Source organism: Niallia sp. 03133 (assembly GCF_052663225.1).
In genome coordinates, this window is sequence record NZ_JBQTCY010000005.1 from 183,621 (window position 1) to 210,169 (window position 26,549).

The window sequence follows — 26,549 nt, forward strand, 5'->3', positions numbered from 1 at the left end:
TCTTTCCCTGATGGTTAGTTGAGTCGATCAGGTTTTTACGGGCAGTTTTTTGTGCGCTATCCATTTTTATTGTACTTTCTTACTGCCCGTTAAAACGTGATAAAGGAAACACGAAGAACGTAGTGATTCGATGTTGACTACGCAAGCGAGGTGAGGGAAGCATTGAAGTCGATAGGGCGCTTGCGCTAGACACCCGTCAGATTTCAGAAAACTTATACTTTCTTATCTCTAGAAAAAGCCATGGAGAAGCATTTCTCCACGGCTTTTTTTGTATCTCCAATCATACATATTCAGTGTTTTTTTTTAAATCATCCTGAAAATAGAATACTTATTCAAAAAATATTGATAAAATTCTTAATTATCATTGACTCCTATCTGTGAAAATGATTATCATTATTAATAAATATATCGATAAAGTGGGGAAATGCAAATGAATTTACCATTAAAAAGAAAATGGTCTTACAGTTTGTTTTTTTGTCTCATCTTGATTCTTTCGGCCTGCGGAAAAAATCAAAATAGTGATGATGATTCTACTACAAAAAAAGAAACCGTAACGATTAACCATGAATTGGGTACAACAAAGGTTCCAGAAAATCCTAAAAGAGTTATTACATTGGAGCTGGGTTTAACAGAAGCAGCAGCAGCTTTAAATGTTATTCCAGTTGGAGTTGCTGATGATGACAAACCGGAACGAATAGCTAAAAATATATATGAAAAAATAAAAGGCTATACATCTGTCGGAACAAGAGCACAGCCAAACTTAGAAATAATCCGCACCTTAAATCCTGACTTGATTATTGCCGATAAAGATAGACATGAAAGCATTTATAAAGAACTATCGGATATTGCTCCAACAGTCGCGTTTAAAGACGATACTGCCGATTACCAGACTGTATTAGAAAACACACAATCTATTGCACAAGCAGTTGGAAAAGAAGACGCAGGAAAAAGCATCATAAACGAACATGAAGAAAATATACAAAAACTAAAAGAAGGCAGCAAGTCAGCCGATCAAAAGGTGCTGATTGCAGGATATGGAGAAGGCAATATATTTGATGTACAGACCAGCTCTTTTTTCACACCAAGCTTTTTAGCAACTATCGGTATTCCTTACGCACTAAATGACTCGAAAGAAACATCAAAAGAAATGACGATTGAACAATTATTAACGATAAATCCTGATATTTTAATTATCTCTTTAAATGAAGAGGAGCCTTCTGTTAAAGAAACGCTAAAAAAGGACAGGCTATGGAATAAGCTCCAAGCAGTACAAGCTGGTCAAGTATACGAAGTAGATCACAATGATTGGTCGAGAAGACGCAGCCTTCCAGCTATTAATGATAGAATACCAGCATTTGAAGAAATTATTCTTCCTAATGAGTAAACTGCATCATGCTAATATGAGGTGTATGGATTGCATAGTTTAAAAAACAATTTAGTTACTGTCACTTTAATCGGTTTGATCCTATTCGTTTTAGCCTCCTATTTTTCCATAAAAATAGGAGCTTATCACTTTACCATTCTTTCGACTATGGATTACCTGTTTTCACCAAACCAATCAGAACTCTCCATTATTTTACATGACATAAGACTACCGCGGTTAGTTATCACGATATTAGCAGGAGCAAATTTGGCTGTTGCTGGAGCTATGATGCAAGGAATAACAAGAAACCCATTAGCTTCCCCCAGTGTTTTAGGCATCAATGCAGGAGCCTCCTTTGTTATTGTTCTCATGACGGTTTTGTTTCCTTCTGTTACTGGCTATTGGCTGATAGGAAGCGGATTTTTGGGCGGTCTAGCTGCTGCATCTCTTATCTTTCTGATGAGTTTTGTTTTTAAAGGCGGCGCAATAGAAGTAAAAATTGCTTTAGTGGGTATCGCTATTCAAGCTCTGTTTTCTTCTGGTACACAATCCTTATTGTTATTCAATGAAGATTCCATTAATAAAATATTGGTTTGGCTTGCAGGTATGCTTGCAGGAACAACCTGGGATGATGTACGCTTGCTGCTCCCCATTAGTATTAGTGCTCTTATTGCCAGTTTATTATTAGCGAAGTCTTTGTCTGTACTAGTATTGGGGGATGATGTAGCAAAGGGTCTTGGGCAGCGGATTATTTTAATAAAAGGCATCGTGATTATTTTAGTGGTGCTTTTAGCTGGATCTACCGTAGCAACAGTTGGACCAATTGGTTTTGTTGGCTTGATAGTTCCACATTTAGTCCGATTTTTGATAGGAACGGATTATCGAAAAATACTACCCTTGAGCGCCTTATTCGGAGCAAACCTGCTGTTGATTGCCGATGTGCTTTCCCGATTTATAGCCTTTCCATCGGAAACACCTGTAGGAATCGTTACTGCTTTAATTGGTACGCCCTATTTCATCTATTTAGCTAGAACGAAGAAAAGTGCAAGCGCCCTTTCTTAAGTGGGGTAGATCTCACGAACGGTGTAGTACCTTATAGTGAGGATAAAGCAAACACGAAGAGCGTATATATAAGCGAGTTCGTTGATCGACTTATCTCTTTAACGGGGTATGGGAAGTTTTGAAGTCGATAGGGGGCAGGAACTGGACATCATTCAACTTCAAAAAGTTTTATTCTTAAGATAAAGGAAAAAATGCCTAATGCAAATCTCTATAAAAACTATTCAACCTGTTGTCGTTATCATTATTTTGTCTATTCTGCTTTTTCTTATTGCGGTCGCCAATATTGGATTAGGTGCTGTTCCTATCAGCCCTCGATCTGTTTTACAAGCTTTTTTTGGAATGGGCAATGAGAATGAATCCTATATTATTTTCCATTATCGAATGCCTAGAATAATACTGGCTTTATTTGTTGGCGGTGCATTAGCCATTGCAGGCGCTATTTCTCAATCAGTCCTCCATAACCCTCTTGCTGCTCCAGATACATTAGGAATATCCGGTGGAGCAAGTGTCGGAGCCGTAAGTCTTTTTCTGCTTTTTCCGAACTTAAACATTGCTTTTACCGGTATGGCAGCATTTGCCGGAGGCATTATAGCTGCTTTTGCTGTTTATTTTATTGCCTATAAAAATGGGTTGGATTTAACAAGACTCGCTCTTGTCGGGGTATCTATCAGCGCCTTTTGCAGTGCCGCTGTTCAATTAAGTTTATTAGCAATAGAAACAAATGTGCAAAGCTCTCTTTTATGGCTTAATGGTAGTTTATTCGGCAGAACGTGGGACCAAGTGCTTTTTATCATGCCATGGGTTATTACTTTGACTCTAGTTGTTCTCTTTTTATCCCGATCCCTCGACTTATTTTTACTTGGTGAACAAACAGCTGTTGGACTTGGACTTAAAATAGAAAAAGTAAAAATATTACTTCTTCTTTGTGCGGTACTATTAACAGGGGCAAGTATTGCAACAGCTGGAATGCTTGGATTTATTGGATTAATCAGTCCACATATTGCAAGAAAGCTTGTTGGCTCCAAGCATATTTATATCATTCCGACTTCTCTGCTTATAGGTGCTTTACTTGTGCTCATAGCAGATTCCATTGGACGTGGACTTTTCCCGCCAATTGAAATACCAGCCGGATTAATTACTTCGATAATAGGTGCACCTTACTTTTTATTTTTAATGTGGAGGCATTCTAAAAAAATATAATAGTCCTTGTCAGTATGCTTTCTTCCTTTTTCATCAATATTTATGGAAAAGGATTTTTTTTATTATTTCCTTTTTTTGCTTAAGCTCCCTCCATTTCGCCTTAAAAATTTATCCATAAAATTTAAAATAAATTAATTTTCAAAAACTTGTTGTAAAACGCTTTCATAAATAATATAATTTAACTAAACCGGTTTACTAAATCGTTTTATATGAATGAGGTGATTCCTAAGTGTCCCATGTATTCATTCCTTTAAATGCCTTTTCTGATGAAAATGGTTTGCAGTATGATATCCACTTTTATATTTCCACCATTGCAAGTTCCAATGCAGATGGAATAGAAATTAGAAGAGAATTATTAAACTCCTTTTCTTTTAAAAAAGACTTGCAGAACATCTACTACACACTTAAACAGCATAGCCTATTTACTGTTTATTCAGCACCAATCCCAATATGGAACAAAGATTATTCCTTAAATGAAGCAGCAGTTGCTGCTGTTATGGAAGAAGCAAATATAATTCGTGCAAAATGGGTAAAGCTCCCTCTAGGGCATTTTGATGATCAAAAATCAGACTTACAAGCACTTCATTTATTTTTAAAAAAGTACAGTGAGATTCAATTGCTTATTGAAAATGATCAAACAATGGAAGGCGGGCAAGTAAAGAACCTTTTAGCATTCTTTAAAAATGCGGAAATCTATCCTATCCCAGTTAAAATGACCTTTGATATCGGAAACTGGATGTATTTGCAAGAGAATGCTGCCGATGCAGCTGCCTTATTTGCTTCATACGTTTCATATTTCCATTTAAAGCACGTTGTGAAAAAGAAAAATGAATGGATAACCGTTCCAATTCCCAACGAAGAAGATGCACTTTGGAAAATAGTCGATAAAACATATTTTCCTTTTATACCAAAAGCTTTAGAATTTCAGCTCGCTCCCACTGTATCAGAGATTAACAGCTATATAGATTTGATAAAAGGAAATAAGGAAGAAAGGGCGAAGACTTTATGAAAACATTAGATGTTATTACATTTGGTGAAGCAATGGCAATGTTTATGGCAAACTCAACTGGTCCTCTTCATGAGATAAAAAATTTTACAATCGAACTTGCCGGTGCAGAAACAAATGTAGCAATTGGTCTAGCAAAGCTAGGATTTAACACTAGCTTTGTCAGTAAAGTTGGCAATGATGCTTTCGGGAAATTTATTAGGCAAAAGCTGCAGGAACAGCATGTACAGGTGGATCATATTATTACAGATACACAGCACTCAACTGGATTTCAGCTAAAATCCCAAGTTAAATCGGGTGATCCTGAAGTTCAATACTTTCGAAAAGGTTCTGCTGCCAGCAAACTGGATATTACAGATTTTAACGAAGACTATTTTTTTGACGCTAGACATTTGCATATGACTGGCATTCCTCTAGCGATATCATCATCTGCTAGGAGGTTTGCTCAACATGCCCTTGCCTATATGAAACATAATAAAAAAACGATTTCATTTGATACAAATCTTCGCCCGTCTCTTTGGCATTCAGAAAAAGAGATGATTGAGACTATTAACTTTTTTGCAAAACAAGCTGACTATGTTCTTCCTGGAATAGAGGAAGGGCAGCTTTTAACTGGATTTCATACACCTCAAGATATTGCTTCTTATTATTTAGAAGCAGGAGTCGGCACTGTTATTGTTAAACTTGGAGAAAAAGGTGCCTACTACAAGACAGTACAAGAAGAAGGATACGTAGATGGTTTTAAAGTGCCTAATATAATAGATACAGTTGGAGCAGGAGATGGTTTTGCTGTTGGTGTCATCAGCGGTTTATTAGAAAAGCTTCCAATAGAAAAAACGATTGCAAGGGGGAATGCCATCGGGGCTTTAGCCGTACAATCCCATGGCGACAACACCGGATATCCCAATAAAGAGGAGCTTCTTACCTACTTAACTAAACATTATCAAGGAGTGAATTAGAATGAACACTTTATCGAAAAAAAGATGGATTCGTCTTATTCCTATTGTTTTTATCACTTATAGTTTAGCTTATTTAGACAGAGCAAATTACAGCTTTGGAGCTGCTGGAGGACTTGCGGAGGACTTAAATATTACAGCAGCCACTTCTTCTCTGCTTGGCGCACTATTTTTCTTAGGATATTTCTTTTTCCAAATCCCCGGAGCCCATTATGCTGAAAATAAAAGTGCAAAAAAACTAGTATTCTGGTCTCTGATTCTTTGGGGCTTTCTTGCAACAGCAACTGGTCTCATTTCAAATGTGAAAATACTATTTGTCATTCGATTTTGTTTAGGAATAGTTGAAAGCGCTGTTATGCCAGCGATGCTCGTATTTTTAAGCCACTGGTTTACAAAAGCGGAACGCTCCCGTGCCAACACTTTCCTTATCTTAGGCAATCCTGCAACGGTTCTTTGGATGTCGATTGTTTCTGGATATATTTTAGAATCACTTGGCTGGAGATGGATGTTTATTTTAGAAGGTTTACCTGCAGTCATTTGGGCATTTTTATGGTGGAAGCTAGTAAATGACAACCCAAAAGAAGCAAAATGGCTGGATAATCAAGAAAAAGCGGATTTAAATACAGCATTATTAGCAGAACAAAATGGTTTAACACCTGTAAAAAATTATCGAGAAGCATTTAAATCCAAGACAGTTATCTTATTAAGCATTCAATACGCTCTTTGGAGTATAGGCGTTTATGGATTTGTAATGTGGCTTCCATCTATTATCAATTCAGCTCCTAACACAAGCATTGTTGCCACTGGCTGGTTGGCTTCCATTCCATATTTATTGGCATGTGCGTTAATGTTGACGGTTTCTTATTTCTCAGATAAATTACAAAACCGAAAACTATTTGTCTATCCATTTCTTTTAATTGGTGCATTATGTTTTTATGGCTCCTATTTAATCGGAACAAGCAACTTTTGGCTATCGTTTATTCTTCTAACCATTGCAGGCGGCGCAATGTATGCACCTTATGGACCATTTTTTGCCATTATCCCGGAAATACTTCCACGTAATGTGGCCGGTGGTGCTATGGCTTTAATCAATAGTATGGGGGCTTTAGGATCTTTCGCTGGGGCGTATATTGTCGGATATTTAAATGAGGTTACTGGCGGTTATGGAGCATCCTATAATTTTATGGCCATTTCCTTGCTGGCTTCTGCTATCTTAACTATCATCGCAACAAAACAGAAAAAAGAAAAAGCATCACAAGAAGCAAATATTCCACTCCAAGAATTGTAATAGCAAGTATTGCTCACTATCTTGCAAAAGGAGTTATGTCATGCATATAGACATTTTCAAACGCAAAAAAATTGTTGCGATCATTAGAGGAGCAACACCTAAAAATATCATTCCTATTGCAAACGCTTTAAAAGAAGGAGGTATTTCTATTATTGAAATAACAATGGAAACGCCGAAAGGTCTTCAAGCATTGGAAACTCTCTCTGATTTTAAAGACCATGATATCATCGCCGGTGCAGGCACCGTCCTTGATTCAGAAACAGCAAGAGCAGCCATTATAGCTGGCGCAAAATTCATTTTTTCACCTACTGTCCAACCTAAAACGATTCAGATGACGAAACGTTATGGAGCAGTGAGCATCCCAGGAGCGTATACACCGACAGAAATCTTAACCGCCTATGAAAGCGGAGCTGATTTAATAAAGGTATTTCCAGCAAGCACATTAGGATCAGGGTTTTTTAAACAACTCTCCGGCCCGCTTCCCCATATTCCTTTAATGGCAACAGGCGGGATAGATGAAACAAATCTTAAAGAGTATATAAAAAGTGGAGCTGTTGCAGTCGGCATCGGAAGCTCCTTAGTAAACACAAAACAGGAACTGAACGATGCCTATCTATTAGAACTGACTAAAAAAGCAAAAAGATATACGAATCTAATAATGTAATATTTTAGGAGCCTGCTGAAAAGATCACCCTAATGGTTTTCTCTTTTGAGCAGCCTCTATTTTTTCAACAATCCTTTTAGACATTCAGAATATTTTTGTTTTATACTAGAAGGTAACAAAAAGTACATGCAGAAATACTTTTGAAAAATGAAAGAGGATACTAATTTATGATGAAGGTAACAATGGCAGATGTCGCCAAATTTGCAGGTGTCTCTAAAAGCACAGTTTCCCAATATATTAATAATCGATACGAATATATGGGAGAAGATACAAGAATAAAAATTAAAGAAGCCATTGAAAAGCTTGGATATCACCCTAACTATATTGCAAAAAGCTTAAAACAAAAAAGAACTTCCATGATAGGTATTATTGTTGCCGACATTATTCACCGTTTTTCAACGGAAGTGAGCAGGTCCATCGAAGATTTTTGCTATGAAAATGAAATTCAAGCGATCATCTGCAATGCGGACAACAATCCTGAAAAAGAAAAAAAATATATTGAAATGCTTCGTGCTAAACAGGTAGACGGACTCATTATTTTTCCAACAGGGCAAAACGACGATCTATACAAAAGAATGGTAAAGGAAAACTATCCAGTTGTATTTATGGATAGAGACATTCCACAATTAAAGGCTCATTTTGTATTGGCAAACAACGAGCAGGCAAGCTATGAAGCAACCACCTATTTTATTCAAAATGGACATAAACATATTGCCATTGCAACACAGCCTTTGACTATTTCATCAAGAAAAGAAAGACTAGAAGGCTATAAAAATGCCCTTTACGATCATCACATACAGGTGCAGTCTGATTATATTATTAATGCCGATACATCCGAATTAAAAACAAAACTACATCTATTATTTCAACGGGAAACACCACCAACCGCCATTTTAGCAGGAAATGATCTTGTTTTTTTAGAAACACTAGCCTATTTGCAGGAGCATGAAGTACAGGTTCCAAAAGATGTATCACTGATTGTTTTTGATAACATCCCGTTTGCACATTTATCGAACCCGCCAATTTCGATTATTGCCCAGCCAGCATTTGAAATGGGCGCCAAAGCTGCAGACTTATTATTAAAGCAAATTAATAAAGAGTTGACTGCATGCGAGAGAATTTATTTCCCATGCAAACTTATTGTTCGAACCTCCTCTATTCAAAATATCAAAGAGTAGACATGTTTTTGCTTCATGCCTTTATGGAAATGCTCTCCATAAAGGTTTTTTCTTGTTATATTCACAATTGAAAAACGCTTACAAAACAGGTATACTATTATTATAAACCGGTTTAGTAAATCGATTTATTTAGAAAGGATGCGATTTATCATGAAAATTCAATTAGCACTGGATCGTTTGAGCATTAACGAAGCCATCAGCATAACGAAATTAGTAGAGTCAGAGATTGACTGGATTGAAGTTGGTACGTCGTTAATAAAAGAGTTTGGCATGCAAAGCGTGAAAGAAATCAAAGCGGCTTTTCCAAATAAAATCATTGTTGCCGATACAAAAACGATGGATAATGGCAAATACGAATTAGAAATGAGCTTTCAAGCTGGAGCAGATATTGTCACTGTAATGGGCTCTGCCCCGCTTATTACGATTAAAACATGCTTAGAAATCGCAAAAAAGCATCAAAAGAAAATAATGATCGATTTACTTAATACATCAGAAGAACAGGTGAACTCGCTTCTTCCCTTTACAGAGGCCATTTTTTGCGAACATATCAGCAAAGATGAACAGGAGTTGTCGGGGAAATATAAAGCACAAACCAAAAGCAGATTAAAAAAGCAGGCTGTCGTTGAAGTAGCTGCAGCAGGTGGTATAACGTTAGAAGCCATACATCAGTTGATAGAAGAAAACTTGGATGTTGCCATCATTGGGTCTGCTATTACGAAAGCAAAAGATCCTGCTGTGGCAGCACATGCATTTAAACAAACTGTTATCAAAGGAGGCGTACTGTCATGAGTAAATTAGTGAAAATTCAAGAAGAAATTCAACTAGTCCTTTCTCATGTGGAGGAGCATTTATTAACAGATACAGCCGACATTCTGAAAAGCAAAAAACGTATTTTTGTGATTGGCGAAGGTCGCTCTGGTTTAATGGGAAAATCTTTTGCCATGAGATTGATGCACCTTGGAGCCACCGTTTATGTTGTTGGAGAAACCATTACTCCCTCTATTGCAAGTGAAGATATACTTGTTGCTATTTCTGGTTCCGGAAAAACAAAATCGGTCGTTTGGACAACAGAAGCAGCAAGAAGCTTAGGCTGCTGCACTCTTGCAGTCACAACAGATGCTCATTCACCTTTAGCCGAAACTGCCTCCTCTATCATCACGATTCCGGCAAGTACTAAATACCGTCAAGCACATGAGCTGAAATCCATTCAACCCCTTGGATCTCTTTTTGATCAATGTGCACATATCGTTTTTGATACGATTTGTCTACACTACGCAGAACAAAATAAAGTAGAATTTGCAGCGGCTTTTAAAAATCATAGTAACTTAGAGTAGCATAATAAAGGGGAGTAAATTCAAAATGATAATATACTCCCTTTAACATGACCTTTATGGATCAAAGTGAATGCACAAAATTGAATTCCGGGCCTTTAGACGAGATCTCTAAGCCATTTTGATGAATAAAATTGAATTCTGGGCATCCTAAAGCTCTCCAAGTTCGCTTGCTAGGATGCCCAAGAGAAGTCGTACTAAAGGAACCTGCTTTAAAGTACCTTTTTTTCCGTTCGCTTAGAAGAAATGTCATCCTCTTTCAAAAAGTCCAGCTTAACAGCAAGCTTCGGTACATATAACGCCAATAAAACAGATCGAAATAAACTAAACGTAATAAATGAAAACCATAACCCATGATTCCCCCAAAATTGCGTTGCAGGGAAGAATACGGCTAAAAAGATCAAAACAGAACCAATCATACTATTCCTTACTAAACCAGCTTCGGTTGCCCCGGTAAAGACACCATAAAGAACAAGACCTACACATGCACAAAGAGGAAAAAGGACAAGCCACCATTCATATTGATGGACTATAATAATCACTTCATCTACCACTGTGAAAATGGGAATAATGGTATTTCTGCCAATCAAAAATAATAGAGCGATGGCAGCGGAAAAAAGAAAGGACCATTGAAAGGATATTTTTACTGTTTCTTTATAAAGACCTTTATTCCGCTCTCCAACAGCCTTTCCCGTTAAGATGCTTGAAGCATTTGCCAATCCATCATAAAAATAAGCCATAATATAATGAATTTGAATTAGTATTGCATTTGCAGCCAAAATCAGCTCACCAAAAGAAGCTCCTTTTGCAGTAAAAATATTAAATACAGCTAACAGACAAATCGTTCGAATAAATAAATCCCTGTTAACAGTAAACATTTTTTTTAATGGTTCCCGATCTGATAAATGTACTAAAAGCTCTTTCCAAGAAAAATGAAAGTGGGCTTTGTGATTTTTAACTAAAATAAAAACACCTAAGCAAAAGGCAAAAATTTCCGCTAAGAGAGTTGCAAATGCCACTCCAGCAGCATTTAAATGAAAGAATAGTACAAGCAACACAGCCAAAAAGATATTAAGAATATTCATCAGTAATTGAATGATGACCGTTTCTTTTATTTGAGCCATCCCTAATAGCCAGCCAAGCACTACATAATTCATTAAGGCAAAGGGAGCTCCCCATATTCTAATCTGATAATATTCTGTACAGATATCTTTTACTTGTCCATCCACCCCAAGAAAATGCAAGGAAACTTGCAGCAGCGGCTTTTGTACAAGAATAAAGAAAAGCCCAATCAGGATGGCTAAACAAAGTGGGCGAATAAATGCCATTGTACTTTGCAGCTCATCTTTTGCTCCATGCGCCTGTGCAGCAAATCCAGACGTGCTGACACGAAGAAACCCAAATAGCCAATACATTGTATTAAAAATAATCGTCCCAACTGCTACACCGCCTATATAGGAAGGATTTGGAAGCTGTCCAACAACTGCTGTATCAACTGCTCCTAATAACGGGACAGTAATAGTAGCAAAAGTCAACGGCAGGGCTAAAGATAAATAATATCGATGCTTCATTTTTATTTCTACCATTCCTTTTCTTGAATTAACTTTTTTGATAAGCAAGCTCTATTCTTGCTTCATTCGGCTTCCTCTCTATACAAATAAAACACATTGTTTTTGATTTAAGATAAAAGGCAAAAGCTGAATCTTTACTTATAAAGCTTGTAATGGATACCCGATGTTTTCATATTGTTTATCTTGATTATACTAGTATAAAATCTATGTTTTGTAAATAAGAATTATTACGATTTATTTTAGCATCTATCCTTCCTCGAATGGGTTTTCTGCAAAAAAAAAACAGCTGCCTCTTTTATGAAAGGGGAGCTGTTTTTCTACAAGCAACTAAAACCTTTATCCCACTCTTAACGGGCAGTAAGTCCCCCACCTCAAGATGCCGAAAAATCGAGGTGGGGGATAACTGCCCGTAAAGGTCCGATAAGTGCTACTAAACATCAGTGGGGGATGAGAACCCCCCCACTGATGGAAGTTTACTTTATTCCGCTGCTTATATCTATAGGATTTTATCTATTTATTGTAATAGAATAGATAATTATGGATGCAATAATAATTACTGTACCAAAATAAATATAATCTCTTTTAGCTATAGTAGGAGAACGATAATAAGTTCGATCACGCGTTCCTGTGAATCCTCTTGCTTCCATTGCAATAGCCATTCTTTCTGATCTTCTAATTGCCTGTGTCAACAATGGAACTGCATACCGTATAAACGCCCTCCAGCTTCCATTGTATTTATACCCTCTAATTCGATGCGCTTCTTTGATTTGAGCCAACTCTTCCTGAAACATCGGAATACAGCGAAATCCAGCCAGAAACCCATAAGCCCATTTGGGCGAAAGTCTACATTGTTTGATAAGACTCATAATAAACAAGTTTAAGTCTGTTGTAGAAGTAAATAATAAACCAATTGTGACAAAACCAAGCATACGCAAAGAAATGGTCAATCCATTTCGCAAACTCTCTTCTGTTACACGAAACCAAGCCCACTCCATAATTACATGCTCGCCTTTCCCGAATGCTGCCCTCATCCAAAAAACAAAAACAAACAAGAATATATAAGGCAATAATACTTTTACTAAATAAGGAAGTCTCCAACCACCGATGCTAATTCCAATAATAAGCACAAAAATCCACACAGCAAGTGTTGTCAACGGATTCGTGACCGCCATTAACAAAAACATAAGGAGTAAATGGGTAGCTAATTTTATCGTTGGATTAATGGACGAGAGATAAGAATGATTGCTTGTCATCGTTTCCCTCCCCCTTCCGAGCTAACAGAAGTTCGTATTGAAGAGGTGGAAGGATGCTTGATTCTTGGAAGGATGCTGCATTTCGAAAGAGCGTATAAGGATCGCCATTAAACGCTATCCCATCATTCTCAAAGAAAATGACTCTATCTGAGTAGCGATCCACCAGATCCATATCATGTGTTACCATCACGATTGTTGTTCCTTCTTCTTGTCTTCTTTTTAACATATTAAGAAGTTTCTTCGCAGATTCCCTGTCCTGCCCGAAGGTTGGTTCATCTAATAACAAAATTTCCTGATCTAAAAGCAGCATCGTAGCAACACTCAACCGTCTTTTTTGTCCAAAGCTCAAAGTAAACGGATGAAAATCACGATGTTTTTCTAAACCAAACTCTTTTAATAGACCCATCGTTTTTGAGCTGATTTCTTCTTCATTCCAATTTTGCTGTCTTCCTGAAAAAGCAGCTTCATCAAATACTGTCTGATTAATAAATTGTAATTCGGGATTTTGAAAAACAAAGCCTAGCATTTTATAAAGATCCTTATCATACCAGCGTTTTAAATCCTTGTCTTTTATTTGGATTTCGCCTTTTCTTCTTTTTATTAGATTAGCAATTGCCTTCAAAAAGGTGCTTTTTCCGCAGCCATTTTTACCAATAATACAAACCCATTCTCCTTGATGAATAGCTGTATTTATATTTTGAAGCACAGGTTTTTTTCCGTAATAAATAGATGTATTTTTTATCTCTATTATGGAATCAGTTTCTTCTTTTGTATCCATTGATTTTTGATGCCTTTTTTTCAATTGCTCCACGAGCAGTTGGGCAACTGGATGTTCGTTATCTTGGATAATATCCTTCCACTTATGCGGAAAAACTTTCGGCTTCCATATGCCTGCTTCATCCATTTGGGCTTCAAAGTTTACGAGAATTTCTACAGGGCTTCCTTCTGCAATGATCTGTCCGTTATTATTCAAAAGAATAACACGATCCATCCATTCAATGCAGCCGTCAAGTACATGCTCGACAAAAATCATCGTTTGCTTCGTTTTTTCTGCTGTTTCTTTCAGCAATGTGAATATTTGCTTTCTGCTTAACGGATCCAACTGTGCTGTCGGCTCATCAAAAAACAAAACATCTGGCTCTAGAGCCAATAAACAAGCTAAAGCCAACCGCTGCTTCATTCCGCCAGATAAAGTAGATATAAGCGTTGCCGGGTCAATATTTAACCCGACAAGCTTCAGCACATCATGAATAACAGCATCCATATTTTCTTTTGGAATCTTTCTATTTTCTAAACTAAACGCGATTTCTTCATTTACACGCAGCATACAAAATTGCGCATCTGGATCTTGGAACATGACGCCGATATTTTTCTTTCGTGTTACTTCACCACTTACCTCTGCCTCTATATGCTCTGGAATAAGTCCAGCAAGAACCGATATTAAAGTGGATTTCCCGCTGCCGCTGGGACCTAAAATTAATACCTTTTCTCCTTCTTGAACAGATACCGTTACATTTTTCAACACTTTCTCTTGTTGATTAAAAAATCGGACAGAAAGCTGTTTACATCCTAACAACGAAGTCATTGTTATCATCCTTTTTTCGGTGCTGCTGTTTAATTGCATATTGATCCAATGCACCTGTCAGCGCCAAAATATCGACAATTACTTTACCTAATAATCCACCCAACAGCATGCCGCTAATCATACGAATTACTAATGTAGCAATTAAAATTCCCGTTGTATAATAACCAAATCCATTTGCCACTAAGTCATAAATCAAACCTCCAACCGCTGCGAATGCACCAGAAAGCATCAGAACAAGTACGTTGTATTTTTTATAACGGAAAATGGCAAAAGCTATTTCTGATCCCACTCCTTGGAAAATGCCAATTAATAATGCCGACAGTCCAAAATGACTTCCTGTTAAAAGCTCAACAGCCGCAGCAGCTACTTCCGCAATAAGTGCAGCTCCAGGCTTTCGAATGATATAAGCAACAATCGGACTGGCAATTACCCATATTCCAAACATAAACTCAGCGCCAACCGGCCCAACAAGTCCAGAGATTGGAAGCCACAATGTCGACCATCCGAGATATAAAACACCACAAGCAACAGATAAAACTACTAATAAAACAACCTCTTTTATTTTCCAATTCATACGTTTAGAACCTCCATTTTTACTGGCCAATCTTCTATTGTATAAGCCATTTCCCAAAATTTATATTCAAGCTGGCAGCTTAATAAAAAGTATTCTTTTAGTTTTTCTTTTTGTTGATCGCTTGCATGTTCAGTCAAGTCATCTAACCGATCACAAAATCTTGCTGTAATAGTATCCATGCTATCCTTGCGAGCTCCATAAAAATGAATCCAATCATAAAAAGGATGGGAAGGATCCGGCTTCACTTCTTGCATCAGTTTTTTCCCAATCTCTAAATAAGTCCAAGGACATGGCAATAACACAGCAATAATATCCGCAATAGAACCATGCTGTGCCACTGTAAGCATATGACGGATGTAATGATGCGCTGATGGAGACAGCGGAAAACCTTGCAATTCTTCATATGCAACCCCTGCAACTTCACAAAAATTATTATGTGGATGAACCTCGCTTTTTAAAATAAAGGAAATTTGCTCATTAAACATTTCCATATCTTCTCTATTATCACATTTGGAGATAGCTGTTCCATAAATCTGTATAAAAGAATTTAAATATTCAAAGTCTTGTTTCACATAGTGAATAAGCTGTTCTGCCTTTAAATCTCCATTTCCTATTCCTTGAACAAAGGGATGTTCAAATATGGCATTGAAAATACTGTCTGCTTCCTTGCGTAATTCATGTGAAAATTTCATGTTTTTTCCTCCTTTTTATAGGGAAAAGGAAATTCGAGTGACAAGAAGAATAAATACTTCCTAAATTTAAAGTATTGATGATTTATCCAACAAAAAAGCCACCCCAATAATGGAGTGGCTTTATATATAGGTAAGTAAATATGACTTTAAACTATACGCCGACTCCACTTTCCTACGCTAGTATGAACTAGATCAGGTTCAAAGGGTCCAAAATATTTTGTCTCAGCCAATGGCTCCCCTAGTGGATTCCCTATTTAATTACTTTTACTTTACCTAATTTATTTCTTTTATGTCAACCTATTTTTTTAGATAGTTAGAAAAAACAAACGCCGGAGGGGATAACTATAACATCATTTTCACTCTTCTACACATAACCAAGGGTAGGTTAATCAAAGCTTGTATAACCAAGTAAACTTTGAAGAAACTAACATTGATGCTTTAGTCTCTTTTCATTACTTCTCATAATTGTTACAAAAATTTGAACACGAATAATTTAAGAAAGCGTTTTATTTGATCAATTCACAAAACAGACACAAAAAATGTGATGCATTTCACAATCTAGGTATTATAATAACATTATCAAAGTAATAATTGATTATTCGAAGGAGATGACGTTCAAATGTCAGTTTGGAATCAAATATACGATCCGTTAAATAATTTATGGATCTCAGCACTTGTAGCAGCTATCCCGATTATTTTCTTTATCGTAATGCTGACTGTATTTAAAGTTAAAGGGTATCTTGCAGGTTTATATAGTATTATTGTGGCAGGAATCGTTGCCGTATTTATTTACAAAATGCCTTTTATATTCGTTTTAATGTCAGCTGTATATGGTGCATTAGCTGGTATATGGCCAGTCGCATCCATTGTATTTGCCGCTATTTTTCTTTATAAAATAACTGTAAAAACTGGAAAATTTGCTATCATAGAAAATAGTATTTCATTTATAACAGCAGACCAGCGTTTACAAGTTCTGATTGTAGCATTTTCATTTGGAGCATTCTTAGAGGGTGCGGCAGGATTTGGAGCACCTGTTGCAATAACCGCAGCCATTTTAGTTGGCCTTGGATTCAGTCCAATCTACGCAGCAAGCCTTTGCTTAATTGCAAATATCGCAGGTGGAGCATATGGAGCAATGGGAATTCCTGTAACGGTTCCAGCTCTTCTAACAGGCTTAGATGGACTAGTTGTCGGCAGATATACTGCTCTTATCATTCCTTTCATCAGCATCATCATCGCATTTCTATTAATTTTTATTATTGATGGATTCAAAGGGATTAGACAAACATTTCCAGCTGTTTTAGTATGTGGAGTATCCTTTGCTGGTACTCAGGCAACCGTACTCTATTTTCTTGGAGCTGAGTTAGCCGATATTTTCGCAGCGATTGTAAGTTTAATTGCACTTGCTCTTTTCTTGCAAGTATGGAAACCGAAAGAAATATTCCGAATTAATAAAGAAAAAGTGGTAGAAAGCACCAATAAATATTCGCTTGGAACCATTGCATTTGCATGGCTGCCATTTATCTTTTTAACTATTATTGTCACTTTATTCAACTTATCTTTTGTCAAAAACTTATTTATCGTAGGCGGACCGTTGGAAAAACTTGTATTACTTCTTCCAATCCCGTTTTTAAATAATAATGTTATTAAGCTATCACCAATTGTTCCAGAAGCGACACCATATGCTGCTGTATTTAAATTAGATTTATTCTCATCTACTACAACGGCCATTGTTATTACAGTAATTGTTGCAAGTTTACTATTCCGTTGTAGTAAAATGTTATTAGTGGACACAGCCAAGGAAACAGCAAAAGAATTATTAACACCTGTGTTAACAATTTGCAGTGTTCTTGCATTTGCCTATATTTGTACTTACTCAGGCATGTCATCAACACTAGGCTTGGCATTTGCTTCCACTGGTGCTATATTCCCATTATTCTCACCAGTGTTAGGTTGGTTAGGTGTATTCTTAACAGGTTCTGTTGTTAATAGCGGTTCTTTATTCGCTCCACTTCAATCTGTTACAGCTGCTCAAATTGGTGTAGCACCTGAAACAATGGTTGCTGTCAATGTAATGGGCGGTACAATGGCTAAAATGATTTCTCCTCAATCTATTGCTGTTGCGGCAGCTGCAGTTGGATTAGCAGGTAAAGAAAGTGAATTATTTAAAATAACCATTAAATACAGCTTATGTTTACTAGTCGTTATTGGTTTAGTCAGTTGGATATTATTTTAATATATATATAAAAGCGGTAGTGCCTTGTTCATCGCCGTACGGACTGGCCGGTTAAATACGCCACGTCCTGTGGCAACACCGGCACTTGAACATCCTGTACTTCGGAAGGGCTTCGACTGAGATAAAGGAAACACGAAGAGCGTTAGCGAGTTCGTGCTTGACTTATTGTAGGGAGAAGACCTGAAGTACGATAGGCGATAGGCGCTGGAGCTAGACACTCATCTAAGTTGAAAATTTTATACTTAATTATTCTTTAAAAATAAGGAGAGATTTATTATGAAAAAACAAGATATTAATCGTGTTGTATTAATAGGTACAGGGGCAGTTGGCTGCAGCTTCGCCTACTCTTTCATTAACCAAGGAGTAGCCGAAGAATTAGTCCTAATCGACGTAAATGAGAAAAGAGCAGAAGGAGAAGCAATGGATCTAAATCACGGGATGCCATTCGCTCCGGCTCCAGTAAAAGTTTGGAATGGTAAATATGAAGATTGCGGTCTTGCTGACTTAGTAGTAATTACTGCAGGATTACCACAAAAACCAGGTGAAACTCGTTTAGATTTGGTTGCCAAAAATACGGCAATTTTTAAACAAATCATAAAAAGCGTTATGGACAGCGGCTTTAACGGAATTTTCTTAATTGCTACTAACCCAGTTGATATCTTAACCTATGTAACATGGAAAGAATCTGGCTTGCCAAAAGAAAAAGTTATCGGTTCTGGAACAACATTAGACAGCGCAAGATTCCGTTATATGCTTGGTGAATACTTTAAAGTAGATACTAGAAATGTGCATGCAGCTATCATCGGTGAGCATGGAGACACAGAATTGCCAGTATGGAGCCGTTCTACTGTAGGCTTAGAAAGCATCGAAACTTTATTAAGCAAAAATCCAGCATTCAAACAAGAAGACTTAGATGAAATCTTTGTTAATGTCCGTGACGCTGCTTACCATATAATTGAAAGAAAAGGTGCAACTTATTACGGAATTGGGATGTCCCTTGTTCGTATCACAAAAGCAATTTTAAATAATGAAAATTCTATTTTACCAGTATCTGCTTACCTAGAAGGACAGTATGGTCATAAAGATGTTTATATCGGTGTTCCAGCTGTTATTAATCGTGAAGGACTCCGTGAAGTCGTACAAATTGATCTAAACAAAGAAGAACAAGCAAAATTTGATCACTCTGTAAAAGTTTTAAAAGAAACAATGGCTCCAGTACTGTAAGAAAAGCAGAGAAGTACGTTTTCATACAAAAAACGAACCTAATGCAGGTTCGTTTTTTTCTATCTTTTATTCATTTGCCAATGCAACAATTGATTCTTTTAATACTTGCACACCATTCACACAATCAGGCAAACTTGTCCACTCTTCCGGTGAATGACTTTTCCCATTTAAACTAGGCACAAAAATCATGCCAGATGGTACATATTTCCCAAGTGTCATGGCATCATGAGCCGCTCCACTTGGAAGAGTCATCGTTGTTAATCCGCTTATTTCTGCAGCAGTGCTGATAATAGTTTTTATTTTATCTGAAATGATTACGGGAGGTATTTTAAGCCCTTCCTGAATTTCAACGGAAAGCCCCCTGCTTTCCGCTATTTCCTTAGCTGTATCCTTTAAATAAACAATCATTTCTTCTCTTGCTTGTTCATTTACATCTCTTGCATCCAAAACTATTTCCGTTTTTCCTGCCACCACATTTGTACCGTTTGGATAAATATTCATTTTCCCAACCGTCGCAACGGCTGTCTGACTAAATTTCCTTGGTGCCTTTTCTACTTCTAAAATAAAAGCTGCTGCTGCTGTTACGGTATCTTTTCGAAATTCCATTGGGGTATTTCCTGCATGGTCAGTTTGTCCAAAAAAAGTAAGGGAAATCACCGCCGGTCCTGCTATGCCGCTTACTATCCCAATATTTTTCTGTTCCGATTCTAATTTTTTTCCTTGCTCAATATGCAGCTCTAAAAATGCATAAATATCATTTTTGGGGCGGTGTGCTTCTGCTAAACGTTCAGGATTATATCCACTGTTTTTCATGACATCATACAATATTTCTCCATTTTCATCCTTAAAATTAGTTAGTTCACGGCCCTCTACTTCTCCCATCATTACACGGCTCCCAAAGATTCCATTTTTAAAGCGTGAGCCTTCTTCATCCACAAAAACAACAAGCTCTATTGATCTTTTTATTTTTTGACCGCTGTCTAAAATGGATTTTATCGCAAATAAACTGCTTAAACAGCCTAGAGGACCATCAAATACTCCTCCATTCGGTACACTGTCTAAATGAGAGCCTGTTAAAACAACAGGCAAATTAGGTTCACTTCCTTTTAATCGTCCAAATATATTGCCAACTGTGTCTTCCCTTACTTGAAGTCCTATTTCTTTCATCCATTCTATAAACAGATGCTTCGCCTTTTTCTCTTCAACTGTAAAGGGAAAACGTGTGACTCCGCCTTTATCGGTTTTTCCTATTTCCGCTAATGCTGCTAACTTTTCCGCTAGTTCTTCTGGATGTATTCCTGCAAACTGGCTGCACTTGCTGATATTTTTTAATAATCTATTTTTCGAAAATACATTTTGCAATTTTTTCCCCTCCATTTAATTAAGATCACTTCGTGCTTGTCATTCTTCCATCCATTCAACTGGATCATATATGTATGTTTTTAATGAAATCTGTTCGTTTTTTTCAAAAACAATTCCTTCCTCTTCTAATAATTGCTTTTGCAGCATTTTTGCCTCTTCATTTTGTAGAGATATTTTTCCACTTGCATTAACGACTCTTTGCCACGGCAGCTCATATTTATTGCTCATTGTATGCAAAATTCGGACAACTTGTCTTGCACCTCGGCTGCTTCCTGCGATTTTGGCAATTTGGCCGTATGTCATTACCTTTCCAGCAGGGATGGACTGAATAATATTAATCACATTCGTAGTAAATGGTTTCATCTTCTTTTTTCCTGACTTATTGAAATTTTCTTTCCTATAAAATAACTCCGTTTCATAATGATTGTCAAAGATTTTAGCCAGTTGTTGTTATTATTTTCAATGAATAAAAAAACAGCAAGGATCCTTACATTTATTATTTTAATATAAGGACCCTTGCTGTAAAGAAATATAAAATTGTTTAGATGCCTACATTTTGCTGGAGCATTTGATTTGTTTGTGTCTGCGTTTGAGTATACGTATTGATTTGTTTATTAATCTCTGCGCTTAATACGGGAGATGAAGTGTTGTACCAGCCTTGCTGAGACATTAACTCATATGTTTGAGCTTGTAATTTCAACGTATTTTGCAGAAGGTGTTCAAATACTTGACGCACTTCTGGGCTGTTCGATTCAGTTACAGCTGTTGTATATTCTCTTGCTGAGCGTTTTAAATCCGCTAAAAAAGAGTAGACAATATCTTGTTCTCCTATAGTAGGTGTTTGCATATTCATATTTTTTTCTCCCTTATTGTATATTAGGTGCGATGGAAGCATGCTGCTGCACCGCTGTCAAAAGCTGCTGATAATGCTGTTGATGCTGTTTCGCTGCTTGTGTAAATAATTGTTGGACTGCTGGGTTTTGAACATGGGTAAGGGCGACAATTGCCTGTTTAATCAATAAATCCTCATTGGACATACAGTCTGCCATATATTCAAGCTCTTTTCCAGTTAATGGTTGAACCATTTTATCCCCTCCTTTTTCATTTTAGTTTGTTCAAAAAGATTCTCGTCCATCAAATATAAATTTTGGTAAAAGGAGGCCCATTGTAGTAAGAAGGAACAAAGTAGGAAATACTTTAGCAAGAAGAAATAGAAAGCTGGTGGATTTTTTTATGAAACTGCAAACAGGAAAATTTTATTGGCCTACAACCTACAGCGATCCCCCCTCCTATCCACCACTAACAGAGGATATCACCTGCGATGTATTAATTATCGGTGCAGGAAACTCTGGTGCACAATGTGCCCATTATTTAAGTGAAACCGGGCTAAATATAGTGGTAGTCGATAAACGAAGGGTGGGGGAAGGAAGCACGTTAACCAATACAGCTCTAATTCAGTATTTAGGAGATAAAATGCTGTTTGAACTCGTTAACAGCTTTGGTGAAGAAACAGCCATCTTACACACTAAACTATGTGAAGCTGCCATTGATGACATCGAAAAAACAGCAAACAGTTTAGACATAGCCTCCGATTTTATTCGCAGAGACAGCTTGTATTATACAAGCTATAAGGAAGATGCAGATAAGCTGCGAAAAGAATTCTATTATTTAAATAAACATCAATTTCAAGCAGACCTTTTACGAGAGAAAGAAATAAAACAAAAATACGGTTTCGAAAAATATATGGCTCTTTATATAAACAATGACGGCGAAATCAATCCATTTAAATTTAATCATGCTCTTATAGATAAAGCGGTTAAAAATGGTGTGAGGGTTTTTGAAAATACAAGAATAAACGGAAAAAAATTAACAAATGACAAATGTATATTTTATACAGAAAATGGATTTTCAATACAAGCAAAACAAGTTATCTTTGCAGCTGGATATGAAAATCTAGAATTTTATAAAGAAAAAAACAGCATATTGCTCAGTTCCTATGCTGTCGTTACGAATGAGCTTGAGGATTCTTCCTTTTGGCATAACCGCACACTGATATGGGAAACAGCACGCCCCTATATTTATATGAGAACAACTGTGGATAATCGGATTATTATTGGGGGGCTAGATGATGATACAATCTATCCGCAAGATAGGGATTCGAAAATAATCCACCGCAAAGACAAACTGATAAAGGAATGTCAGAAACTATTTCCAGAATTAGATATTTATCCAGAGTATTATTTAGGGGCATTTTATGGCGGAACACATGATGGCCTTCCAATTATCGGTGAATACGATGAATTTCCAAACTGCTATTTCCTGATGGCATATGGAGATAATGGACTTGTTTACAGTATGGTTCTCGCAAAAATTTTGCGTGATGTTATTACAAAAGGATCCCACCCGGCACTTTCCATTTACAGCAATAAGCGAAATATTAGATAAGAAAAGGGTTTACCCAAAATGTCAAAAAATCAACTTTTAGGTAAACCCTTTATCTATTAATGTCCCCCTAAATAAGCTAGCTTTAACTCTTCACTTGCTTGAAGCTCTTTCGCTGTTCCGGATAAAACAACTCGGCCTGTTTCGATTACATACGCTCTATCAGCAATGGATAACGCCATATTAGCATTTTGCTCTACCAATAAAACCGTAGTGCCATTTTTATTAATCTCTTCAATAACTTGAAAGATTGTTTTTACAAACAATGGAGCAAGTCCCATCGAAGGCTCATCCAATAACAACAGCTTAGGTCGTGCCATGATTGCCCGGCCCATCGCAAGCATCTGCTGCTCCCCTCCAGAAAGAGTTCCTGAAGCCTGTTTTTTACGTTCTAACAGCCTAGGAAATATTTCATAGACACGATTTAAATCTTGGCGGATTGCTGCAGTGTCTTTTCGTAAATAGGCTCCTAATTCCAGGTTTTCCTCTACCGTCATATTAGCAAATACCCTGCGTCCTTCTGGTACATGGGAAATTCCGGCTTTTACAATCGACTGAGCAGCCTTCCCGGCAATGGATTTTCCTAAATAATGAATCGTACCAGACTTTGGCTTTAATAAACCCGATAACGTTTTTAAAAGCGTGCTTTTTCCGGCGCCATTTGCTCCGATTAGGGTTACAATCTCGCCTTCCTTTACTTCCAATGTTACCCCTTTCAATGCTTGGATATTGCCATAGTATACATTAATATCCTCTACTTTTAACATTTACTCCGCAACCTCCTCTCCTAAATATGCTTCAATTACCTTTGGATGATTACGGATCACTTCAGGTGTTCCCTCCGCTATTAACTGTCCATGATCCAATACATAAATCCGTTCACATATACCCATAACTAAAGGCATATCATGTTCAATCAACAGAATCGTTAAATTAAACTGTTTGCGAATAAAAGCAATTAACTCCATTAATTCGTGTGTTTCTTGTGGATTCATCCCTGCTGCAGGCTCATCCAATAAAAGCAGCTTCGGTCCTGCTGCCAATGCTCTGGCGATTTCAAGGCGGCGCTGCTGACCATATGGAAGGTTTTTCGCTTTCTCATCCTTATATTTATCTAATTGAAAAATCTTTAAAAACTCAAGTGATTTTTCTTCCATCTCTTTTTCCCCAGCAAAATGGGATGGAAGACGAAGAATACTGCTTATAATGGAATGTTTTGCCAATGAATGATAAGCAACTTTTACATTATCCAATACAGACAACTCATTAAATAGTCGAATATTTTGGAACGTCCGGCTTATGCCTCTACGTGTAACTTGGAATGGCTTTAATCCATTTAGACGCTTTCCTTCAAAATAAATATCTCCTTCAGTCGGCGCATATACACCTGTTAGCAAATTGAAGGTAGTCGTTTTTCCGGCACCATTTGGACCAATTAATCCAATTAACTCTCCTGCATGAAGCTCCATATTTATTTCGGAAACTGCTTTTAATCCGCCAAATTGAATACCGGCTCCTTTTACGTGAAGCAATGGATTATTCTTTGCCATTCGAACTACCTCCTTTCCGTTTAAATAAATCGGTAATTTCTATTGTTCCCATCAACCCTTTAGGACGATATAACATAACTATTACCAATACTAAACTATAAATGATCATTCTCGTTTCTGGATAGTCTTGCAGGAAGGTAGATATTATAGTTAAAAAGATTGCCGCAATAATCGAGCCTGAAATACTGCCTAATCCACCCAACACAACATAAATAAGAATATCAAAGGATTTTAAGAATCCGAAATTGGTCGGTTGAATAATATAAAAGTTATGCGCCTGCAACGCTCCTGCAATTCCAGCAAAAAACGATCCCATTGCAAAAGCAGCCACTTTATAATACGTTGTATTGATTCCCATTGCATCTGCAGCTATTTCATTTTCTCTGATGGAAATGGCTGCACGACCATGACGGGAATTAGTAAAGTTAACGATAACCAAAATGGTAATATATAAACAGATAAAGGTAGAAGTCCATGTTGTTAGACGAGATACCTGCATACCTGCTGCTCCGCCAACATAATCAATATTTAAAAAGAAAATCCTTATGATTTCAGCAAAACCTAATGTGGCAATAGCTAAATAATCTCCGCGCAAGCGCAATGTTGGAATACCAACTAATAGTCCTGCCAACGCTGCAACAATTCCCCCTGCTAGAATAGCTACTGGAAACGGCAGTGAAAGTTTCATGGTTGCGATAGCAGATACATATGCTCCAACAGCTAAGAAACCTGCATGTCCAATCGAAAATTGACCGGTTATTCCAATAACTAAGTGAAGACTTACAGCCAGCATAATATTAATAGCCATTAAAATAATCATATTACTATAGAGTGGGTCTATTATTCCTGTATTCATGAAAACTTGGATAACACCGTATAATAGTGCAGAGAGGAATAAAATTACCCAAAAACTTTTTGACTTTTTCATTTTATTCTTCACCTACACTTTCTCTTTTGTATTTTTGCCGAATATACCAGCTGGTCTAAAAATCAGAATTAAGATTAAAATGATGAATGCGGCAGCGTCTCTCCATAAGGAGTAGCCTAATGCACTGACAACGGTTTCTACTACTCCTAATAAAAGTCCGCCTACCATCGCTCCAGGAATGATTCCAATACCGCCTAAAACTGCTGCAACAAATGCTTTTAATCCAGGTATAACACCCATCAACGGTTCAATTTTTGTATAATAAGCACCAAAAATCACCCCTGCAGCTCCTGCTAAAGCAGAACCAATCGCAAAGGTTGCTGAAATCGTACGATCCACATTGATCCCCATTAATCGTGCTGCATCCATATCCTGTGAAACAGCTCTCATTGCTTTCCCTGTTTTTGTTTTATGAACAATAAATTGAAGAATAATCATTAATAATACAGAAACGCCTAAAATTAATAATGATTTACTGCTGATTTGTGCGCCAAAAACATTAAACTTTGTTGTCGGCAATACGCTTGGGTAAGTTTCCAATTGTGCTCCACGGAAATATATAACCCCATATTCGATTAGCAGCGAAACGCCAATCGCAGTAATAAGTGCCGCAATTCTGGTTGCATTCCGAAGTCTTTTATATGCTATACGCTCTATCAAAACGCCAAAAATCGCTGACGCTGCCATTGCTATTAGTAAGGCAGGAAAAAATCCTAGTCCCCATCCCGTTATAGCAAAAAATCCAATAAATGCACCAACCATAAATACATCGCCATGAGCGAAGTTAATTAGTTTTATGATGCCATAAACCATTGTATACCCTAGTGCTATTAAGGCATAAATACTTCCTAAAGATATACCGTTTACAAGCTGCTGTATCCATTCCATATTATTCATCACTCCTTTTTAGCTAAATCTATATTAAAAGCTCATACTTCTCGTAATCTATCACCTTTACTACTTAAGAACATCCATCCATTTTTTTCTGCTAGTTATAAACATGGCGAGAATTACCAGCACAAGCCAGCTGTCACCTATCTACCACCAAAGGAAGAAGCTTCCTTTTTCAAGAGAAATGGAAAAT

Annotated in this window: 26 protein-coding genes and 1 riboswitch; of the genes, 13 read left to right on the forward strand and 13 right to left on the reverse strand. The window is 37.0% G+C overall.

Translation table 11 applies throughout. The annotated features are described in order from the left end of the window. The first annotated feature begins 430 nt into the window (after positions 1-430). The 10 genes from ACTYBU_RS09075 to hxlB all read left to right on the forward strand — a co-directional run bounded on the left by ACTYBU_RS09075 (position 431) and on the right by hxlB (position 10,051). Positions 431-1,384 carry an ABC transporter substrate-binding protein gene (locus ACTYBU_RS09075; RefSeq protein WP_445489042.1) on the forward strand — a complete coding sequence of 318 codons (954 nt, stop codon included), beginning with the start codon at positions 431-433 and terminating at the stop codon, positions 1,382-1,384. A 30-nt stretch (positions 1,385-1,414) separates the two neighbouring features. Beyond that, positions 1,415-2,425, forward strand: coding sequence for a FecCD family ABC transporter permease (locus ACTYBU_RS09080; RefSeq protein WP_445489044.1), 1,011 nt, complete (start codon positions 1,415-1,417; stop codon positions 2,423-2,425). A gap of 198 nt (positions 2,426-2,623) precedes the next feature. Continuing rightward, complete coding sequence (locus tag ACTYBU_RS09085) at positions 2,624-3,625, forward strand: FecCD family ABC transporter permease (protein WP_445489045.1); 1,002 nt, start codon at positions 2,624-2,626, stop codon at positions 3,623-3,625. Positions 3,626-3,854: 229 nt separating this feature from the next. Then, positions 3,855-4,634: a hypothetical protein gene (locus tag ACTYBU_RS09090; protein ID WP_445489047.1), complete on the forward strand. Its 780-nt coding sequence runs from the start codon at positions 3,855-3,857 to the stop codon at positions 4,632-4,634. Beyond that, positions 4,631-5,590 carry a sugar kinase gene (locus tag ACTYBU_RS09095; protein WP_445489049.1) on the forward strand — a complete coding sequence of 320 codons (960 nt, stop codon included), beginning with the start codon at positions 4,631-4,633 and terminating at the stop codon, positions 5,588-5,590. The genes ACTYBU_RS09090 and ACTYBU_RS09095 overlap by 4 nt, the downstream gene beginning before the upstream one ends. A gap of 1 nt (position 5,591) precedes the next feature. After that, positions 5,592-6,875 carry an MFS transporter gene (locus tag ACTYBU_RS09100; RefSeq protein WP_445489051.1) on the forward strand — a complete coding sequence of 428 codons (1,284 nt, stop codon included), beginning with the start codon at positions 5,592-5,594 and terminating at the stop codon, positions 6,873-6,875. 40 nt (positions 6,876-6,915) lie between these two features. After that, a complete protein-coding gene (locus ACTYBU_RS09105; RefSeq protein WP_445489053.1) occupies positions 6,916-7,539 on the forward strand; it encodes a bifunctional 4-hydroxy-2-oxoglutarate aldolase/2-dehydro-3-deoxy-phosphogluconate aldolase in 624 nt (207 codons plus the stop codon). 167 nt (positions 7,540-7,706) lie between these two features. Next, a complete protein-coding gene (locus tag ACTYBU_RS09110; RefSeq protein WP_445489055.1) occupies positions 7,707-8,717 on the forward strand; it encodes a LacI family DNA-binding transcriptional regulator in 1,011 nt (336 codons plus the stop codon). Positions 8,718-8,867: 150 nt separating this feature from the next. Beyond that, positions 8,868-9,506 (forward strand): 3-hexulose-6-phosphate synthase, encoded by a 639-nt coding sequence (gene hxlA / locus ACTYBU_RS09115; RefSeq protein WP_445489057.1) that lies wholly within the window; start codon positions 8,868-8,870, stop codon positions 9,504-9,506. After that, positions 9,503-10,051: a 6-phospho-3-hexuloisomerase gene (hxlB, locus tag ACTYBU_RS09120; protein WP_445489058.1), complete on the forward strand. Its 549-nt coding sequence runs from the start codon at positions 9,503-9,505 to the stop codon at positions 10,049-10,051. Before hxlA ends, hxlB begins: the two co-directional genes overlap by 4 nt. A 209-nt stretch (positions 10,052-10,260) precedes the next feature. Here hxlB and ACTYBU_RS09125 read toward each other — a convergent pair whose 3' ends face one another. The 5 genes from ACTYBU_RS09125 to tenA form a co-directional block, all read right to left on the reverse strand. After that, on the reverse strand, positions 10,261-11,619 hold the full coding sequence (locus ACTYBU_RS09125) for an MATE family efflux transporter (protein WP_445489278.1): 1,359 nt from the start codon (positions 11,617-11,619) through the stop codon (positions 10,261-10,263). Positions 11,620-12,125: 506 nt separating this feature from the next. Continuing rightward, a complete protein-coding gene (locus ACTYBU_RS09130; RefSeq protein WP_445489060.1) occupies positions 12,126-12,872 on the reverse strand; it encodes an energy-coupling factor transporter transmembrane component T family protein in 747 nt (248 codons plus the stop codon). After that, entirely contained in the window at positions 12,838-14,457 is a 1,620-nt protein-coding gene (locus ACTYBU_RS09135; RefSeq protein ID WP_445489062.1) for an ABC transporter ATP-binding protein, read from the reverse strand. The genes ACTYBU_RS09130 and ACTYBU_RS09135 overlap by 35 nt, the downstream gene beginning before the upstream one ends. After that, positions 14,435-15,031, reverse strand: a complete 597-nt coding sequence (locus tag ACTYBU_RS09140; protein ID WP_445489063.1) for an ECF transporter S component — start codon at positions 15,029-15,031, stop codon at positions 14,435-14,437. The genes ACTYBU_RS09135 and ACTYBU_RS09140 overlap by 23 nt, the downstream gene beginning before the upstream one ends. Further along, positions 15,028-15,723, reverse strand: coding sequence for a thiaminase II (tenA, locus tag ACTYBU_RS09145; RefSeq protein WP_445489065.1), 696 nt, complete (start codon positions 15,721-15,723; stop codon positions 15,028-15,030). The genes ACTYBU_RS09140 and tenA overlap by 4 nt, the downstream gene beginning before the upstream one ends. 152 nt (positions 15,724-15,875) lie before the next feature. Beyond that, positions 15,876-15,973, reverse strand: a riboswitch (TPP riboswitch). A 369-nt stretch (positions 15,974-16,342) separates the two neighbouring features. Between tenA and ACTYBU_RS09150 the strand changes: the two genes are divergently transcribed. Both ACTYBU_RS09150 and ACTYBU_RS09155 read left to right on the forward strand, forming a co-directional pair. Beyond that, positions 16,343-17,959, forward strand: coding sequence for a lactate permease LctP family transporter (locus tag ACTYBU_RS09150; RefSeq protein ID WP_445489067.1), 1,617 nt, complete (start codon positions 16,343-16,345; stop codon positions 17,957-17,959). Between the two features lie 276 nt (positions 17,960-18,235). Continuing rightward, positions 18,236-19,183, forward strand: coding sequence for an L-lactate dehydrogenase (locus ACTYBU_RS09155; RefSeq protein WP_445489068.1), 948 nt, complete (start codon positions 18,236-18,238; stop codon positions 19,181-19,183). 66 nt (positions 19,184-19,249) lie between these two features. Here ACTYBU_RS09155 and ACTYBU_RS09160 read toward each other — a convergent pair whose 3' ends face one another. The 4 genes from ACTYBU_RS09160 to ACTYBU_RS09175 all read right to left on the reverse strand — a co-directional run bounded on the left by ACTYBU_RS09160 (position 19,250) and on the right by ACTYBU_RS09175 (position 21,630). Beyond that, a complete protein-coding gene (locus tag ACTYBU_RS09160) occupies positions 19,250-20,545 on the reverse strand; it encodes a Zn-dependent hydrolase (RefSeq protein ID WP_445489070.1) in 1,296 nt (431 codons plus the stop codon). A 39-nt stretch (positions 20,546-20,584) separates the two neighbouring features. Further along, a complete protein-coding gene (locus ACTYBU_RS09165; RefSeq protein WP_445489072.1) occupies positions 20,585-20,908 on the reverse strand; it encodes an MGMT family protein in 324 nt (107 codons plus the stop codon). Between the two features lie 178 nt (positions 20,909-21,086). After that, on the reverse strand, positions 21,087-21,398 hold the full coding sequence (locus tag ACTYBU_RS09170; RefSeq protein ID WP_445489074.1) for a spore coat protein: 312 nt from the start codon (positions 21,396-21,398) through the stop codon (positions 21,087-21,089). 13 nt (positions 21,399-21,411) lie between these two features. Beyond that, the gene (locus ACTYBU_RS09175; protein WP_445489076.1) at positions 21,412-21,630 is read right to left on the reverse strand and encodes a hypothetical protein; all 219 of its coding nucleotides are present in this window, start codon (positions 21,628-21,630) and stop codon (positions 21,412-21,414) included. A 148-nt stretch (positions 21,631-21,778) separates the two neighbouring features. Here ACTYBU_RS09175 and ACTYBU_RS09180 point away from each other — a divergent pair, with 148 nt between their 5' ends. After that, positions 21,779-22,990, forward strand: coding sequence for an NAD(P)/FAD-dependent oxidoreductase (locus tag ACTYBU_RS09180; protein WP_445489077.1), 1,212 nt, complete (start codon positions 21,779-21,781; stop codon positions 22,988-22,990). 56 nt (positions 22,991-23,046) lie between these two features. Here ACTYBU_RS09180 and ACTYBU_RS09185 read toward each other — a convergent pair whose 3' ends face one another. From ACTYBU_RS09185 to ACTYBU_RS09200, 4 genes are read right to left on the reverse strand one after another with little or no spacing between them, the layout of a single operon-like run. Continuing rightward, positions 23,047-23,754, reverse strand: coding sequence for an ABC transporter ATP-binding protein (locus ACTYBU_RS09185; protein ID WP_445489079.1), 708 nt, complete (start codon positions 23,752-23,754; stop codon positions 23,047-23,049). Beyond that, positions 23,755-24,537, reverse strand: coding sequence for an ABC transporter ATP-binding protein (locus ACTYBU_RS09190; protein ID WP_445489081.1), 783 nt, complete (start codon positions 24,535-24,537; stop codon positions 23,755-23,757). After that, positions 24,524-25,465 (reverse strand): branched-chain amino acid ABC transporter permease, encoded by a 942-nt coding sequence (locus tag ACTYBU_RS09195; RefSeq protein WP_445489083.1) that lies wholly within the window; start codon positions 25,463-25,465, stop codon positions 24,524-24,526. Before ACTYBU_RS09195 ends, ACTYBU_RS09190 begins: the two co-directional genes overlap by 14 nt. A gap of 12 nt (positions 25,466-25,477) precedes the next feature. Then, complete coding sequence (locus tag ACTYBU_RS09200) at positions 25,478-26,353, reverse strand: branched-chain amino acid ABC transporter permease (protein ID WP_445489085.1); 876 nt, start codon at positions 26,351-26,353, stop codon at positions 25,478-25,480. Between the last annotated feature and the right edge of the window lie 196 nt (positions 26,354-26,549).